Origin of the sequence: Xanthobacter nonsaccharivorans (assembly GCF_043194755.2) — a bacterium.
GTDB lineage: Bacteria > Pseudomonadota > Alphaproteobacteria > Rhizobiales > Xanthobacteraceae > Xanthobacter > Xanthobacter autotrophicus_G.
In genome coordinates, this window is sequence record NZ_CM195526.1 from 1,087,077 (window position 1) to 1,103,358 (window position 16,282).

Annotated in this window: 17 protein-coding genes; 12 read left to right on the forward strand and 5 right to left on the reverse strand. The window is 69.3% G+C overall.

Annotated features, from left to right (window positions below):
- Positions 1 to 200: 200 nt before the first annotated feature.
- Positions 201 to 1,148, reverse strand: a complete 948-nt coding sequence (locus V5F59_RS04980; RefSeq protein ID WP_393979947.1) for a 2-hydroxyacid dehydrogenase — start codon at positions 1,146 to 1,148, stop codon at positions 201 to 203.
- 363 nt (positions 1,149 to 1,511) lie between these two features.
- On the opposite strand from V5F59_RS04980, the gene V5F59_RS04985 reads away from it, so the two are divergent.
- Together V5F59_RS04985 and V5F59_RS04990 are read left to right on the forward strand one after the other, a co-directional pair.
- Complete coding sequence (locus V5F59_RS04985) at positions 1,512 to 1,895, forward strand: response regulator (RefSeq protein WP_393979945.1); 384 nt, start codon at positions 1,512 to 1,514, stop codon at positions 1,893 to 1,895.
- Positions 1,896 to 1,933: 38 nt separating this feature from the next.
- Complete coding sequence (locus V5F59_RS04990; protein WP_393979943.1) at positions 1,934 to 2,377, forward strand: response regulator transcription factor; 444 nt, start codon at positions 1,934 to 1,936, stop codon at positions 2,375 to 2,377.
- A gap of 10 nt (positions 2,378 to 2,387) precedes the next feature.
- On the opposite strand, the gene V5F59_RS04995 is transcribed toward V5F59_RS04990, so the two are convergent.
- Complete coding sequence (locus V5F59_RS04995; protein ID WP_393979941.1) at positions 2,388 to 3,122, reverse strand: outer membrane protein; 735 nt, start codon at positions 3,120 to 3,122, stop codon at positions 2,388 to 2,390.
- Positions 3,123 to 3,234: 112 nt separating this feature from the next.
- A complete protein-coding gene (gene glmM / locus V5F59_RS05000) occupies positions 3,235 to 4,578 on the reverse strand; it encodes a phosphoglucosamine mutase (RefSeq protein WP_393980432.1) in 1,344 nt (447 codons plus the stop codon).
- A 356-nt stretch (positions 4,579 to 4,934) separates the two neighbouring features.
- On the opposite strand from glmM, the gene V5F59_RS05005 reads away from it, so the two are divergent.
- The 4 genes from V5F59_RS05005 to V5F59_RS05020 all read left to right on the forward strand — a co-directional run bounded on the left by V5F59_RS05005 (position 4,935) and on the right by V5F59_RS05020 (position 8,885).
- On the forward strand, positions 4,935 to 5,936 hold the full coding sequence (locus V5F59_RS05005; protein WP_393979939.1) for an adenosine kinase: 1,002 nt from the start codon (positions 4,935 to 4,937) through the stop codon (positions 5,934 to 5,936).
- A 24-nt stretch (positions 5,937 to 5,960) separates the two neighbouring features.
- Positions 5,961 to 7,274 carry an ATP-dependent DNA helicase gene (locus V5F59_RS05010; protein ID WP_393979937.1) on the forward strand — a complete coding sequence of 438 codons (1,314 nt, stop codon included), beginning with the start codon at positions 5,961 to 5,963 and terminating at the stop codon, positions 7,272 to 7,274.
- Between the two features lie 38 nt (positions 7,275 to 7,312).
- Positions 7,313 to 8,161, forward strand: coding sequence for a hypothetical protein (locus tag V5F59_RS05015; protein WP_393979935.1), 849 nt, complete (start codon positions 7,313 to 7,315; stop codon positions 8,159 to 8,161).
- Between the two features lie 364 nt (positions 8,162 to 8,525).
- The gene (locus tag V5F59_RS05020; protein ID WP_393979933.1) at positions 8,526 to 8,885 is read left to right on the forward strand and encodes a tRNA-binding protein; all 360 of its coding nucleotides are present in this window, start codon (positions 8,526 to 8,528) and stop codon (positions 8,883 to 8,885) included.
- Between the two features lie 129 nt (positions 8,886 to 9,014).
- On the opposite strand, the gene V5F59_RS05025 is transcribed toward V5F59_RS05020, so the two are convergent.
- Positions 9,015 to 9,875 carry a tRNA nucleotidyltransferase/poly(A) polymerase-related protein gene (locus V5F59_RS05025; RefSeq protein WP_393979931.1) on the reverse strand — a complete coding sequence of 287 codons (861 nt, stop codon included), beginning with the start codon at positions 9,873 to 9,875 and terminating at the stop codon, positions 9,015 to 9,017.
- 241 nt (positions 9,876 to 10,116) lie between these two features.
- Here V5F59_RS05025 and argJ point away from each other — a divergent pair, with 241 nt between their 5' ends.
- The 6 genes from argJ to leuB all read left to right on the forward strand — a co-directional run bounded on the left by argJ (position 10,117) and on the right by leuB (position 15,565).
- On the forward strand, positions 10,117 to 11,358 hold the full coding sequence (gene argJ, locus V5F59_RS05030) for a bifunctional glutamate N-acetyltransferase/amino-acid acetyltransferase ArgJ (RefSeq protein ID WP_393979929.1): 1,242 nt from the start codon (positions 10,117 to 10,119) through the stop codon (positions 11,356 to 11,358).
- Entirely contained in the window at positions 11,355 to 12,113 is a 759-nt protein-coding gene (locus V5F59_RS05035; RefSeq protein ID WP_393979927.1) for an SIMPL domain-containing protein, read from the forward strand. Before argJ ends, V5F59_RS05035 begins: the two co-directional genes overlap by 4 nt.
- A complete protein-coding gene (locus V5F59_RS05040) occupies positions 12,098 to 12,526 on the forward strand; it encodes an NUDIX domain-containing protein (RefSeq protein WP_509211187.1) in 429 nt (142 codons plus the stop codon). Before V5F59_RS05035 ends, V5F59_RS05040 begins: the two co-directional genes overlap by 16 nt.
- A gap of 10 nt (positions 12,527 to 12,536) precedes the next feature.
- A complete protein-coding gene (gene yddG / locus V5F59_RS05045) occupies positions 12,537 to 13,391 on the forward strand; it encodes an aromatic amino acid exporter YddG (protein WP_393979923.1) in 855 nt (284 codons plus the stop codon).
- 29 nt (positions 13,392 to 13,420) lie between these two features.
- Positions 13,421 to 14,272, forward strand: a complete 852-nt coding sequence (locus V5F59_RS05050) for an SDR family NAD(P)-dependent oxidoreductase (protein ID WP_393979921.1) — start codon at positions 13,421 to 13,423, stop codon at positions 14,270 to 14,272.
- 180 nt (positions 14,273 to 14,452) lie between these two features.
- Positions 14,453 to 15,565 (forward strand): 3-isopropylmalate dehydrogenase, encoded by a 1,113-nt coding sequence (leuB, locus tag V5F59_RS05055; RefSeq protein ID WP_393979919.1) that lies wholly within the window; start codon positions 14,453 to 14,455, stop codon positions 15,563 to 15,565.
- Positions 15,566 to 15,687: 122 nt separating this feature from the next.
- On the opposite strand, the gene V5F59_RS05060 is transcribed toward leuB, so the two are convergent.
- Positions 15,688 to 16,029 (reverse strand): rhodanese-like domain-containing protein, encoded by a 342-nt coding sequence (locus tag V5F59_RS05060; RefSeq protein WP_393979917.1) that lies wholly within the window; start codon positions 16,027 to 16,029, stop codon positions 15,688 to 15,690.
- Between the last annotated feature and the right edge of the window lie 253 nt (positions 16,030 to 16,282).

Here is a 16,282-nt window from a genome sequence, read left to right on the forward strand (position 1 = left end):
TCCGCCCGCTCCTCGAGAGGGAGGGCTTCGGTGAGGTCCCGACGCCCGAGGGCTTGGCGCGGCCCGCGCGCGCCCGCAGCACCATCGCGGCGGGGTGAGGCGCTGCCGTGGCAACGACGCCCGCCCGCGCGGCGTCCTCGACCTGCCGCGTACCGTGTATAGCGGGAAGCCGGAGGCTGGAGCCGCGTCCGGGCTCTTTCTCAATAGCCGCGCTGCGGATCCACCCGGTTCGCCACCTCCTCGCCGGCCTCCACCCGCCGGATGTTCTCGGCGATCTGTGCCGCAGCGCTCCTCGGGATGGCCATGGAGGCGAGGTGCGGGGTGATGAGCACATTCTCCATGCCCCACAGGGGGCTGTCCTGCGGCAGGGGCTCCACCTCGAACACGTCCAGCGTCGCCGCGCCGATCTGGCCGGCGCGGAGCGCCGCCACAAGGGCGGCCTCGTCCACCACCGGTCCGCGCGCCACGTTGATGAAGGCCGCGCCCCGGGGCAGCCGCGCAAGGCGCTCGGCATTCAGGAGCCCGCGCGTCTCGTCGGTCAGGGGCAGCATCACCACCAGGATGTCGCTTTCCGCGAGGAAGCCGGGCAAGGCATCGAGGCCGTGATGGCAGGCGATGCCGGGCAGCGCCCTGGCGGTGCGTGACCAGCCGCGCACGTCGAAGCCCTGCCGCGCCAGCTCCAGCGCGGCCGCCCCGCCCAGCTCACCGAGGCCCAGCACGCCGACCTTGATCTCGCCGGCCGTGCGGGGGGAGACGAAGTGCCAGCGCCGCTCCCGTTGCGCCTTCTCCAGGAGGGGGATGTCGCGGGCGTGCCGCAGCACGCACATCAGCACGAAGGATGCCATCATCTGCGACATGCGCGGATCGGACAGGCGGGTGATGGGCACGTGCGGCAGGTCGTCCCGCGCCACCAGCGCATCCACGCCGGCGCCGAGATTGATGACGAGCTTCAGGTTGGGAAAGCGGCCGAAGAAACCATGCGGCGGCTTCCAGACGAGGGCGTAGCGCACGTCCGCCGGATCGCCGGCCACCAGCCCGTCGCCGGCCCGTGCCGCGCGGACGTCGAGACCGGGCAGGGCGGCCTGAAGGGCCGGTTGCCACGCCTCGAACGCATCGAATGCGCTGTAGAACACCAATGCCGCGCCCACGTCTTCGCTCCTCCCCCGGCGCGGTCTGCCCGCTTCGTCGCGCCTTTCATACCATCGGCCGCGGCCTTTGAGCGGCCCCGGGAGGGTATCGCCGGGGCGTCGCGCGGGCCCGAGACCGTTGGCATTAGAGCATGCGGGATCGGATCGCACCGCAATCTGATCGGATACCGCCTCTCCTTTTGCGTTCAGAGGGCGGGCCCCGAGCAAATGCCTTCAAGTCGCGGATCGCGTTCTCGGACGGCGGGACCCGCGCTGTCAGCCTTCGCGCCTTTTCCCGGACCGGGGGGAACCGGGGCGCAGGCGCAACGTTGGTGACCCACAACCTTTGCGATACGAAGAAGACGGATGTCACCTCAGGGGTTTATGGCGGCCACTGCGCCCGGCGCGCGCACGGTTCTCCTGGTGGAGGACGACGCGCTCGTGCGCATGGTCACCGCCGGGGAGCTGCGCGGGGCGGGGTTGACCGTCATCGAGGCGGCCTCCGCCGAGGAGGCCTACGAGGCCATCCTCGCCGGTCTCGCCGTGGACGTGGTGTTCACCGACGTGCGCACGGAGGGCGGGCTGGATGGCTATGAGTTCGCCCGCCGCCTGCGGGCGGAGCGTCCCCGCCTGCCGGTGATCCTCACCTCCGGGCACCTGGACGAATCGGTGGCGAGCCTCGTCGCGCCGTTCCTCGCCAAGCCCTACCGGATCGAGACCGTGATCCAGCTCATCCAGACCCAGCTCTCGGCGACACGGGCGCCCTGACGGCGCGGACGATCGCCTGCGGCGGAAATGGAGATGCCATGACAGCCAATGAGATCTACTCGAATGCGCCCCATGGGGGCGAGCGCGGCGCCTCCGCCACCCTGCTCGTGGTGGACGCCGACATTCTCGTGCGCCAGGCGATCGCCGATTACCTGCGCCAATGCGGCTACACCGTGCTGGAAGCGTCGAGCGGGCGCGAGGCGCAGATCATCCTGGAGGTGGAGGCGGAGCGGGTGGAGATCGTGCTCGCCGACGCCTCGGCCGAGGGCGAGCGGGAGGGCTTCGGCCTCGCCCGCTGGCTTCGGGAGGGCCATCCGCACATGGACATCATCCTCGCGGGATCGCCGGTGATGGCCGCGGCCCACGCCCCCGACCCGTGGGAGGACGGTCCGGCCGTGGGCAAGGGCTACCATCCCCAGCAGGTGACGGCGCGCATAAAGTGGCTGATGGCGGCGCGGGCGCGCCGGCGCGGAGGCCCATGAGGCCGCCGGCTCACTTCAGCATGTAGCGCACGCCAAGGCGCACCTGGTGGGCGCCCACGTCCCCCATCGCGAGCCCGCCCGCATAGGACGGGCTGCCGAGGCTCACATACCGGTAGCCGAGATCTAAGCTGGTGCTGGAGCTGAGCGCGTAGGACAGGCCCCCGCCCACCGACCAGGCGAATTCCCAGGCATTGCCGGCAGGCCGCAGCGCGGACGGCGCATCCAGCGTGTCGATGGCGAAGCCTGCCCCGGCACTGAGATAGGGCGTGAAGCCGGATACCGTCACCACATCCCAATAGAGGCTGGCCAATGCCACGGTGGTGCTGGCGCGGAAATCGGCGAAGCCGAGCTGCGCGGCGCCCAGCGCCAGATAGTCGACGCTCGCCTCCGCGCGGAGGTAGGGGGTGATGCGGTAGCCAAGTCCGCCGCCCAGCGACCAGCCGGAGCCGGACAGGTCCAGCCCCGTGGGCGCGCCAGCGGACGAAAGGCTGGCGCCGGCAGCGGCCACATAGCCGGCATCGGCGCGCAGGTACCAGCCGGAGGAGGCTTCCTCGGACACGGTCGGGGGCGCGAGGGAGAAGTCGCCAGGACGGCCGAGCTTCGCCAGCATGGCGTCGGTCTCCGCATCCGCCGCCCGCGCGGCGCCGGGCGGGAGCAACCCCGCAGCGGGCCCCATGGCGAGGCAGGCGGCGAGCACCCACCCGCAGGTCCGCCGGAACCCGCCGTTCACGCGCAAACGCAACATCTCACACCCATGCAAAGCCCACCGTCTCGGGGACCGTCGCATGGGAAGCTTTAAGACCGGCTTAACCCTGATGATCGGTTAAGCAAGGCCTCCGCCGGGACGCCGCGGCGCGTCAGGCGGCGACGCGCTGGAGCGCGCCGATCACCTCGTCCACCACATCCTCCACCAGGTCCCGGTCGTCGCCTTCGCCCATCACGCGGATCACCGGCTCGGTGCCGGAGGGGCGGATGAGCAGGCGGCCGTGGTTGGCGAGGCGTCGCTCCGCATCGGCGATGGCGGTCTTCACCGATTCGTTCTCCAGCGGCATGCCATCGGTGTAGTGCACGTTCTTCAGGATCTGCGGCAGCGGGTCGAAGCGATGGCACACTTCCGATACCGGCTTGCCCTGACGCGCCACCACCGCCAGCACCTGCAGGGCGGCGACCAGGCCGTCGCCGGTGGTGGAGTAATCGGAGAGGATGATGTGGCCGGACTGCTCGCCGCCCACATTGTAGCCGTCCGCCCGCATGCGCTCGAGCACGTAGCGATCGCCCACGGCGGTGCGGGCCATGGTGATGCCCTCTCCGGCCAGGTGCCGCTCAAGGCCGAGATTGGACATGACGGTCGCCACCAGCCCGTCCCGGGCGAGGCGGCCGTCCTCCTTGAAGCTCTCGGCCACCACCGCCATGAGCTGGTCGCCGTCCACCGTGTGGCCCTTCTCGTCCACGATCATCACCCGGTCGGCGTCGCCGTCGAGGGCGATGCCGATGTCCGCGCGCACTTCGCGCACTTTGGCGGAGAGCGCGGCGGGGGAGGTGGAGCCCACGTCCCGGTTGATGTTCATGCCGTCCGGCTCGACGCCGATGGCGATGACCTCGGCGCCCAGCTCCCACAGGGCCTCGGGTGCGACGCGGTAGGCGGCGCCGTGGGCGCAGTCCACCACCACGCGCATGCCCTCGAACGACTGGTTCCGCGGCAGGGTGCGCTTGGCATATTCGATGTAGCGGGCGTGCACGCCCTCCAGCCGCCGGGCGCGGCCGATCTCGGCCGGCTTGGCGAGCTGGCGGGAGAGATCCTCGTCGATCAGCGCCTCGATCTCCCGCTCCACCTCGTCGGAGAGCTTGAAGCCGTCCGGGCCGAACAGCTTGATGCCGTTGTCGTCGAACGGATTGTGGGAGGCGGAGATCATCACGCCGAGGTCGGCGCGCATGGAGCGCGTCAGCATGCCCACCGCGGGCGTGGGCATGGGGCCGAGCAGCAGCACGTCCATGCCCACGGAGGTGAAGCCGGCCACCAGAGCATTCTCGATCATGTAGCCCGACAGGCGGGTGTCCTTGCCGATCACGACCCGGTGGCGGTATTCGCCGCGGCGAAAGACGAGGCCGGCGGCCATGCCGACCCGGAGCGCCAGGGGCGCCGTGAGCGTCGCATTGGCGCGCCCGCGCACGCCGTCGGTTCCGAAATACTTGCGCGACATGGTCATGTCTGCCCGATGATTCCACAAAGGTTGGGTGGGCTTTACCATCCCGGCTGCCGCAGGGCGATCACTTCTCGTGACGGCGCCGACACGTAGGCGGTCGAAATGCAAGCCCGCGTCCTGCTTCTGATGCGAATATCACTGCCAAGATGTTCAAATCACGGGGCTTGTTGCAAGTCCGTAGCACCCCCGAGGCCGCATTTCAGGTGCCAAGGTTAAGTTCGGCAGGGCAATCCTACCATCCTGCGCGCAAATCGCCCGCCCTTCACGGATCTCCGGCGATTGCGCGCGGGTGGCCGGCAGTGCTACCGCTCCGCCCAATCTTCCGAAGCATTCGGCCGAAGGACGTATCGCCCGTGACCTCCGCGACCCTTGATGTCCTCGCCATCGGCAATGCCATTGTCGATGTCCTCTCCCGTGCCGAGGAGGATTTCCTCCTGGGCCACGGCATGAACAAGGGCGGCATGGCCCTCATCGACGAGGCGCGGGCGGAGCAGGTCTATGCGGCCATGGGCCCCGGCACCGAGGCTTCGGGGGGCTCGGCGGCCAACACGGCGGCGGGCGTCGCCTCCCTCGGCGGCAAGGCGGGCTTCATCGGCAAGGTGAAGGCGGACGGTCTCGGCACCGTGTTCGGCCACGACATCCGCGCCGCTGGCGTCGCCTACGGCACCTCCGCCGCGGCGGACGGCCCGGCCACCGCGCGCTGCCTCATCCTGGTGACGCCGGACGGCGAGCGCACCATGAACACCTATCTCGGCGCCGCCCAGAACCTGGTGCCGGCGGACATCGACGCCGCCGTGGTGGAAAGCGCCGCGGTCACCTATCTCGAAGGCTATCTGTGGGATCCGCCGCCGGCGAAGGAGGCGTTCCTGGCCGCCGCGAAGATCGCCCACGGTGCCGGCCGCAAGGTGGCGCTCTCCCTTTCCGACGCCTTCTGCGTGGACCGCTACCGCGTGGAATTCCACCAGCTCGTCACCTCCGGCACCGTGGATCTCGTCTTCTGCAACGAGGGCGAGCTGAAGTCCCTCTACGGGACCGCCGATTTCGACGCGGCCCTCGTGGCCCTGCGCCGCGACGCGAAGGAAGCGGTGGTGACGCGCTCGGAGAAGGGGGCGTCCTTCGTCACCTCCGGCGCGGTGGTGAGCGTGCCGGCCTATCCGGTGGAGCGGGTGGTGGACACCACCGGGGCGGGCGACCTGTTCGCCGCCGGCTTTCTCACCGCTTATACCCGCGGCCTCGACCCGGCCACCGCCCTGCGCCTCGGCGCGCTGGCGGCGGGGGAGATCATCGGCCAGATGGGGGCGCGGCCCCAGCGTCCCCTCATCGACCTCGCCCGCGAGGCCGGTCTCATCTCTTGAGCGCGCGCCCATGAGCATTCGGCCATGAACGCGGGACTGCCCGAGCGCGGGGCGGACGCCGCCGCCCGCGCCCTCGCCGCCATCGATGCCCGCGCGCCGCTCCTGATGGTTCTCGGCGGGGCGGGCACGGGCAAGACCACCTTCCTGCACGAATTGCGCAAGACCCCGCGCGGCCGGCAGGTGTTCCTCGCCCCCACCGGCGTCGCGGCGCTGCAGGTGGGCGGGCAGACCATCCATTCCTTCTTCGGCATCCCGCCGCGCCTGCTCAACCCGGACGAGGTGAAGCCGCGCGTGCAGGTGCGCCGGCTGCTGAAGAAGCTCGACCGGGTGGTGATCGACGAGATCTCCATGGTCCGCGCCGATTTGCTGGACGCCATCGACATCTCCCTGCGCATCGCCCGCGACAATTCCGAGCCGTTCGGCGGGGTGCAGATGGTGCTGGTGGGCGATTTCCTGCAACTGCCCCCCGTGGTGCCCATGGCCGAGCAGGAGATGCTGGGCCGCATGGGCTATGAAGGCCCCTTCGCCTTCCATGCCAAGGCGCTGGAGGGGCGGGAGGTGACCGGGGTGCCCTTCACCCATGTGCACCGTCAGACCGACCGCGCCTTCATCGCCATGCTGGATGCGCTGCGCCGAGGCCGCGGCGCGCGGGAGGCGGCGGAGGCGCTGAACGAGGCCTGCGTGCGCCCGCACCGGGAGGGCGCGCTGCCCGTTCTGCTGACCCCCACCAATGCCCGCGCCGACGCCTACAACGCCCGCGGCCTCGCCGCCCTTGCGGACGAGGGGCGCGCCTTCGACGGGCTGCTGAAGGGCGAGTTCGGCCTGGAGGGCGATCGCCTGCCGGTGGCGGAAAAGCTGGTGCTGAAGCGCGGCGCCCGGGTGATGGCCCTGCGCAACGATCCCGCCCGGCGCTGGGTGAACGGCTCGGTGGGCACGGTGGTGGGCCTCGGCGCCCATTCCGCCATGGTGAAGCTCGACGCCGGCCCCATCGTGGAGATCGAGTCCTTCACCTGGGAGCGCATCCGCTACGGCTGGGACGAGCCGGGCGGGCGCATCGAGGCGCAGGTGGTGGGCACCTACACCCAGCTGCCGCTCGCCCCCGCCTGGGCCCTCACCATGCACAAGGCGCAGGGCCTGACCCTCGACGATGTGCGCATCGACTTCGCCGACGGCGCCTTCGCCCCGGGGCAGGCCTACGTGGCTTTGTCACGGGCGCGCTCGCTGGAGGGGCTGTCGCTGGTGCGGGCGATCACCGGGCGGGACGTGCGGGTGGACCGGCGGGTGGCGGGCTATATGGAGCGGTTTGAGGGGGATTGGCGCAGGAAAAGTCTCGGCTAAGGTGCTCAGGTGGAAGCATCAGCTGTGCGAGACGTCCGATGTCCGTTGGAAGGTGTAGGCTGACGCTGAAAAGCGGGAAATTTGTTCGATCTCATATTATTCCCAAAGCGTTGACTCGTATAGCTCGTCGTGGAAGCGGTGTTATGGAGATATCTCCGGCGACCGCTCGACCCAAGCTGCGCTACGATAGCTGGTATGATTCTAACCTGGTTATAAAGTTAGGAGAGGATATTTTATCGGCATACGATAACTACGGTATTTCTGAATTGAAGAGATTGATGCTTATTTGGGGCGGATGGGGAGAGGCAGCGGTTTGTCCGGCACCGTTCTCGAATCTTGGTGCTAGCCCCCTTGGAGTGCGCCAAGTTGATTTGGAAGACGGCAGGCGGCTTCGTGCATTTTTCCTCAGCTTGCTTTGGCGATTTTCTGCGACGTCAAAGCCCGAATTTGCCCACATCAACGTGGGGGCCGAAAGGGAAGAGCGGCTTAGGAAAATATTACTCAAAGAAGAAGACGATGATATAAATCTTTTCCCTATCGCGCTTTTTCAAATACCTCAGGTCGGACCAAGACATAATTTTGTGCCAACCAATGAGGTTCTGAATCTCCCTATAATATCGGGGGATGAATGTTCTGGGACTAGGCCGATGAATGTCGTTCGGGCATATTTTGATGGCCTCGTTGTATTTTTTTATCTAGACGAAAATGTCGATGGATCGGATGATGAAATATCATTTCTTCATGGTAAGAAGCTAACTGTTGCGACGCTTGAGCCTCGTGGGTCGATCCAATTTGTAATGCATGACGAGGCGTTGGCGGAGGCTGAAGCTCTTTATCCTGATGAATTTAGCAGAATAATGCGGACGATTTCGAGACCCTCGCGATAGCGTTCAAAACCGCTCCTCCTCCTCCAGAAAATCCAGGAACGTCTGCACCTTGGCGAGCAAATGGATGCGGCTGGGGTAGATGGCGTAGAGGGAGCCGGAGGGGGGCGTGGGGTAGGATGTGCTCCGGCGCGCCGGAGGCGAGGTCGCCCTCCGTGATCACCTTGGGCATGAAGGTGAAGCCCATGCCCTCGAGCGCTGCCATCAGCAGCATGGTTTCGACGCCGCTCAGGACCACTGACCGGGTCGAAGCGGATCTCGCCACCGTGCGCCGGCCGGTGCGCACCCTGCCTGCTTCGGTCGCTCAAGGCTCGCGGAGGGGACTGGCGACGGCTTATAAGCGGGCGCCCCACATGGAAGACCTCTTATGTCCAACACCCACCCAGCACCCACCCCCATCACCTTCGACGACTTCCTCGCCGTGGACATCCGCGTCGGCACCATCGTGGCGGCGGAGGCGTTTCCGCAGGCGCGCAAGCCGGCCTACAAGCTCACCATCGATTTCGGGCCACAGATCGGCACCAAGCGCTCGTCGGCGCAGATCACGGTGCATTATGCGCTGGAGGAGCTGGTGGGGCGGCAGGTGGCGGCGGTGGTGAATTTTCCGCCGCGGCAGATCGGCCCCTTCATGTCCGAAGTGCTCACCCTCGGCTTTCCGGATGCGGACGGCGCCGTGGTGCTCGTCTCGCCCACCACCAAGGTGCCCGACGGCGGGCGCCTGTTCTGAAGGGCGGTGCGGCGCGGCCGATACAGGGGCCGGTGCGTTTGACCCGTGGGGGTCTCAACGCGCGCCGCGCTTGAGCGAGGCCGTCTCGGCTTCGGTCAGGGAGTGAGGTGGCGTGTCCAGAAGCCGCCCTCAGGCGCTTTCGGCCCAGCGTTCGGAACGGAAGGCGTCGGCGATGGCGCGGGCGCGGGCCATGCCCAGGTCCTCGGCATCGAGGCCCTCCGCCTCCACCCCGTCGCAGGCGGCGCGGGCGGCCTTCAGCAACTCCACCTTGGGGTGGGTGTCGCCGTCCTTGTCCGCATAGCCGAAGTAGTCGCAGGTGGCGACCTGAAGCAGCGCCTCGAACTGGTCAGGCGTGCTGAAGGCGCCGATGCGCTCCAGCATGGCGGCCACCGGGCCGGCGCGCATCTGCGAGGTGCGGTGCACCCGCTCGCATTCGTTCAGCGCCAGCACGGCGAGGTCGCGGCAGTCCGCCGGCACCGCGAAGCGCGCGGAGATGTCGGCGATGCGCGGGGCGCCGCGCTCCATGTGGCGGTAGTGCACCGGCAGGTGCTCGCGCGGGGAATCCGCCTTGCCCGCATGCATGACGAGCAAGGCGAAGCGCACCGCCAGCGGCGCCTGCCGCCGTGCCGCCTCGCCCAGGGAATTGAGGATGAGCACGCCGAGGTCGATCTCGTCCGCCGTATCGGTGATCTGCGGCACGCCGAACAGGGCGTCCACTTCCGGCAGCACCACCTCCAGCACCCCGCACTCGCGCAGCGCCTTCACCATGCGCTGGGGGGCGGGCGCCATGAGCCCGCGGGCCATCTCCGCCCACATCTGCGGCGGGGAGAGGCTGTCGAGGGCGCCGATCTCCATCTGCTCGAACATGAGGTCGAGGGTTTCCTCGTCCGCCTCGCCCCCTTCGGCCATGAGAGCCGCCAGCCGCAGCAAGGAGAGGCCCGGATGCGTCTGCACCAGGTCGGCGGGAAGGAAAGGGGGCGTCTTGTCCATCCGGACATAGGACCACCGCCGGTCCCCGCGGCGCAAGGATTTTGCGCCGGCGCCCGCTGCGGCCGATGGCGGGCTTCAAAAGCGCAGGGTTTTCCCCCCGCGCGGCGAGATTTGCTTGCCGGGAAACCTTCCACATCCCGCGGCGGGGCAGGGCAAGGGCGCCGGGCAGGGCGACATCGGCGCCCTTGCCTCCGGGCGGAAGGTCGGGCACACGGAACGCGCCATCACCCGGGGATCCCACATGTCGACTGCCGTCTCCCCCCTCGCGCCCAAGGTCGTGCCCGAGCTGTCGCCGGTTCCGGGCGTCACCTTCACCACCGCCGCCGCCGGCATCCGCTACAAGGGGCGCACGGACGTGCTGGTCATGTCGTTCGTGCCCGGCACCACGGTGGCCGGCGTGACGACCAAGTCGCTCTGCCCCTCCGCCCCGGTGGAATGGTGCCGCGAGGCGCTGAAGAAGGGCAAGGCCCGGGCCCTGGTGGTCAATTCGGGCAATGCCAATGCCTTCACCGGCATGAAGGGCCGCGAGGCCACCGCCCTCACCGCCGAGCTGGCTTCCACCATCCTGGGCTGCAAGCCGTCCGAGGTGTTCCTGGCGTCCACCGGCGTCATCGGCGAACCGCTGGACGCCACCAGGTTCGAGGGCGCGCTCACCGAGGCGGCCGGCCGCCTCGTGGACTGGCCGTGGCTCGATGCCGCCCGCGCCATCATGACCACGGACACCTTCCCCAAGCTCGCCACCGCCCAGGTGCTGCTGGGCGACGTGCCGGTGACCATCAACGGCATCGCCAAGGGCGCGGGCATGATCGCCCCCGACATGGCCACCATGCTCTCCTTCGTCTTCACCGACGCGCCCATCGCCGCGGACGTGCTGCAGGAGCTGCTCTCCAAGGGCGTGAAGAGCACCTTCAACGCCGTGACCATCGACGGCGACACCTCCACCTCCGACACTCTGCTCCTGTTCGCCACCGGCGCTGCCAAGGCGCGCGGGGCCAAGACGGTGAAGAGCACCGACGACCCGGCCCTCCGTGCCTTCCGCCGCGCACTCACCGAGCTTCTCGCCGATCTCGCCGAGCAGGTGGCCCGCGACGGCGAGGGCGCCCGCAAGCTGGTGCGCATCCATGTGACCGGCGCGGTCTCCAACAAGTCGGCGCGGCGTATCGCCATGTCGATTGCCAACTCGCCGCTGGTGAAGACGGCGGTGGCCGGCGAGGATGCCAACTGGGGCCGCGTGGTGATGGCCGTGGGCAAGGCCGGCGAGCCGGCGGACCGCGATCGCCTCACCATCTCCTTCGGCGACATCCGCGTCGCCCACGAGGGCGCCCGCGATCCGTCCTATGACGAGGCGGCGGTCTCCCAATACATGAAGAACGACGTGATCGACCTCACCGTGGACCTCGGCCTCGGCCGCGGCGCCGACCGGGTGCTCACCTGCGACCTCACCAAGGAATACGTGGCGATCAACGGGGATTATCGCTCGTGAGGCGAGTTGGCCTTCCCGCCGTCGCCGTGGCCGCGCTGCTCTGTGGCACGGCTCCCGGCGCCGCGGAAACGCCACCACCGGCCGACTCGGCCGTGATCGAGGTGACGGTGACCGCCATCGTCAGCGTCGCGCCGGACTTCGCCACGGTGCTCCTCACCGTGGTGACTATGGACGAGACATCGGTTTCCGCCACCTTGCGCAACGAGCGCGAGGTGGCGCGCCTCGTCGCCTTCGCCATCGCCTCCGGCGCGAATGCGGCGGATGTCACGGCGGATCATGTCCGCATGGCGCCGCACCGCCCGCCGCCGGTGCCCGGAGCCGCCGGGGCCTCGCCCGCCGCTCCGGCCGGAGCCGACGGTTACGATGCGATGACCAACCTGCGCGTGCGCTGGACCGACCTGTCGAAGGCGGCGGCCTTTGCCGGCGGCGCCCCCATGAACGGCGCCACCAGGGTGAGCACGGCCTACGGCGTGGTGGACGAGGCGATCGCCGCCGATGCCGCCCGCCAGGCTGCTTTCGACGTCGCGCGGCGCAAGGCGGAGAAGCTTGCCGCCATCGCCGGCCTCAAGCTCGGCCACGTGGTGCGTATCACGGCGCCTGCACGCGGCCCGATCTCCGCTTTGCCGACACCGCCCATGCCCCGGCCGGGGGAACCGCTGGCCGACGATGTGGTGCGTGTGCCGTCCGATGCGCCGAAGGGCGCGAGGACGACTGAGGTCCGGAGCAGCATTGAAGTGGCATGGAGCGCCAGGTGACCACCTCCCTGAAGATCACCCTCGTCGCCGCCTGCGCCCTCGTGGACAAGGACAACCGTGTCCTCGTCGCCCAGCGGCCGGAGGGCAAGGCGCTCGCCGGCCTGTGGGAGTTTCCCGGCGGCAAGGTGGAGGCGGGGGAGCGGCCCGAGGAGACGCTGATCCGCGAGCTCGACGAGGAGCTCGGCATCACGGTGAAGGAGGCCTGCCTCGCGCCCCTCACCTTCGCCAGCTACCCCTATGAGACCTTCCATCTGCTGATGCCGCTATGGATCTGCCGCCGCTGGGAGGGCGTGATCGTTCAGAAGGAGCACAAGGCGCTGCAATGGCTGCGCCCGGCGCGCCTGCGCGACATTCCCATGCCGCCCGCCGACGAGCCGCTCATTCCCGCCCTCATCGACCTCCTGGGGCCCTGATCCCATCGCCATGTCGCCTGCGAGCGCAACGCGCACCGGCCTTCTCGCCATCCTCCTGTGGGCAACGCTTGCCGTCCTCACGGCGGGAACGGGGAAGGTGCCGGCCTTCCTCCTCACCGCGCTCACCTTCGCCATCGGCGGCATGGTGGGCATCGCGGCGACGCTGGCGGGGCCGGGGCTCTGCGTGCTGCGGCAGCGGCCGCTCGCCTGGGTGCACGGGGTGGGCGGGCTGTTCGGCTATCATTTCCTGTATTTCACCGCGCTGAAATGGGCGCCGCCGGCGGAGGCGGGGCTGATCGCCTATCTGTGGCCACTGCTCATCGTGCTGCTCTCGGCCTTCCTGCCGGGCGGCGGGTTGAGGCGCGCGCACGTGGTTGGCGCGCTCATGGGCTTTGCCGGCACCGTGGTGCTGCTGGTGGGCAAGGGCGGCTTCTCCGGCGTGGAGATGCGCTATGCGCCCGGCTATCTCTCCGCCTTCGCCTGCGCCTTCATCTGGTCGTCCTATTCGGTGGCCTCGCGCCATTTCGCGGATGTGCCGACTCACGCGGTCGCCGGCTTCTGCCTCGCCACGGCGGTGCTCGCCGGGCTCTGTCACCTGGCGTGGGAGGAGACGGTGTGGCCCGCCGGCGCCCTGGAATGGGCGGCGGTGGTGGCGCTCGGCGTGGGGCCGGTGGGCCTTGCCTTCTACGCCTGGGATATCGGCATGAAGCGGGGCGACGTGCGCCTGCTCGGCGTGTCGTCCTATGCCGCGCCGGTGCTCTCCACCCTGCTGCTGGTCGCGGTAGGCGTCGCCGCGCCCACCTTCTCGCTCGCATTGGCCTGCGCGCTCATCGTCGGGGGAGCCTTCGTCGCCACCCGGCGTTGAACGCCTGCCATCTTCACGGAGGCTCGACCATGACTCATCCCGCCCTCGCGTCCGGTTCCGTCGCCGTCGTCACCGGCGGCGCGTCCGGCATCGGCCTCGCCGCCGCGCTCCGCTTTGCCGGGCGTGGCCTGAAGGTCGCCATCGCGGACCTCGCGGGCGAGAAGCTGGAGGCCGCCGCCGCCCGCCTCGCCGGCATCGCCCCGGGTGGGGCAGGGGACGTCCTCGCGGTCGCCACCGATGTGAGCCGGCTGGAGGAGGTGGAGCGGCTGGAAGCCGAGGTGGCGGTCCGCTTCGGCGGCACCGACCTGCTCATGAACAACGCCGGCGTGCAGCCGGGCAGCGCCCTGTTCGGCCCCCTCGCCAACTGGGAGAAGGTGATCGGCGTGAACTTGTGGGGCATCATCCACGGCTCGCGGGTGTTCGGGCCGGGGATGATCGCGCGGGCCAAGCCCGGCCTCATCGTCAACACCGGCTCCAAGCAGGGCATCACCACCCCGCCAGGGGACCCGGCCTACAACGTCTCGAAGGCCGGGGTGAAGGCCTTTACCGAGGCCCTCCAGCACGAGTTGCGCAACACGAAGGGGTGCCAGGTCACAGCCCACCTCTTCATTCCCGGCTTCGTCTTCACGCCGCTCGCCGCCGGCGGGCGCACCGAAAAGCCGGCGGGGGCCTGGACGCCGGAGCAGACGGTGGACTTCATGCTGGAGCGGCTGGAGGCGGGTGATTTCTACATCCTCTGCCCGGACAATGACGTGCCCCGCGCGCTGGACGAGAAGCGCATCGCCTGGGCCGCGGGCGACATCATCGAGAACCGCCCGCCCTTGTCCCGCTGGCACAAGGATTATGCGGAGGCCTTTGCCGCCTTCATCAAGGGCGCCTGAGGCGGGGGCGATCGGCCGGGGGCGGCAATTCCGCCGGCGCCCCTGCGCTTGCACCCTTGCGCTCGGCGGGGCGAGGCCGTAGCACTCCGCGCCGAACCGCCGCCTTAAGGGCGGCTCAAGACGGCGCTACGCCGCAGACCCGCGATCACATTCCGCGATCAAGACCCGAGGATCCGACCCATGGCCACCCACAAGCTCCTCCTCCTCGCCGGCGACGGCATCGGCCCCGAAGTGATGGCCGAGGTGAAACGGGTGGCCCAATGGCTGGAGCAGGCGGGCCTCGCCTCCTTCGCCCTCGAGGAGGATCTGGTGGGCGGCTGCGCCTATGACGCACACGGCGCGGCCATCTCCGAGGATGCCATGGCCCGCGCCAAGGCGGCGGATGCGGTGCTGCTCGGCGCCGTGGGCGGCCCCAAGTGGGACGGCGTTCCCTACGAGGTGCGCCCCGAGGCGGGCCTGCTGCGCCTGCGCAAGGACCTGCAGCTGTTCGCCAACCTGCGCCCGGCCATCTGCTACCCGGCGCTGGCCGATGCCTCCTCGCTGAAGCGCGACGTGGTGGAGGGGCTCGACATCCTCATCGTGCGCGAGCTGACCGGCGGCGTCTATTTCGGCGAGCCGAAGACCATCATCGACCTCGGCAACGGCCAGAAGCGCGCCATCGACACGCAGGTGTACGACACCTACGAGATCGAGCGCATCGCGAGCGTGGCGTTCGAGCTTGCCCGCACCCGCCGCAACAAGGTGACCTCCTCCGAGAAGCACAACGTGATGCGCTCCGGCGTGCTCTGGAAGGAAGTGGTCACGGCGCTGCATGACCGCGCCTACAAGGACGTGGAGCTGGAGCATAATCTCGCCGATTCGCTCGCCATGCAGCTGGTGCGCCGGCCGAAGCAGTTCGACGTGATCGTCACCGACAATCTGTTCGGCGACATCCTCTCCGACATCGCCGCCATGCTCACCGGCTCCCTCGGCATGCTGCCGTCGGCCTCGCTCGGCGCGGTGGATCCGGCCACCGGCAAGCGCGCCGCGCTCTACGAGCCGGTGCACGGCTCCGCCCCGGACATCGCCGGCAAGGGCATCGCCAACCCCATCGCCATGATCGGCTCGCTGGCCATGGCGCTGCGCTACTCCTTCAACCAGGGCGACGTGGCGGACCGCATCGAGCAGGCCATCGCGGGCGTGCTCGCCTCCGGCAAGCGCACCGGCGACATCGCCTCTCCCGGCACCGAGACGGTGGGCACGCAGGAGATGGGCAAGGCCATCGTCGCGGAGCTCGACGCCGCGTCCGCGTGATGCGCCTGGCCTCGGCCGAGGGCCGGGGCTGACGGCCCCCTTCGCGAGGGACAAAAAAAGAGCGCCGCCCGGTTACCCGGCGGCGCTCTTTTCGGTTTTGCTGGCCGGCAGGAGACGCCGGATCAGCCGCGATCCACGTCGAAGCCGGCCTGACGCCAGCCGATGATGCCGCCCATCATGTGCTCCTCATAGGGAAGCCCGGCCTTCTGGGCGAGGGCGGCTGCCTGCTGGGAGCGCTGGCCCGAGCGGCAGGAGAAGACGAGCCGCTTGCCTGCCGGATCGGGCAGCGCCGCCGGATCGAACTTGCTGAGCGGGAAGGCGACGGCGCCGGGAATGCGCTCGGCCTGGATCTCGTTCGGCTCGCGGACGTCGACGAGGAGGATGGTGCCGTCCTGAAGGCCCTTCTGGACCTCGGCCGGGGTGAGATGCGTGATGGACCCGCCGAAGGGGTTGCGTTCGCTCATGAATGGCTTCCTGACAGAAGAGCGGTGGAGCCTGCACCGAAGGCCACTGGCGACGCAAGTGCCGTTCCGCCTCGCAGGCGCGGCGCGTCGCCACCTTCCCTCCCATCGCCGCCGCCTCGTCGTCGCCCCTTCGTTCCCGGCCCCACGGTCACCCCACCCCGCGGACCTGCCCATTCCGGACCGGCTGGGACGACACCGGGCATCCCGCCCTTTACGGCGCGGTGCGCGGCGGGCAAAACCTGCGATGAAGCTG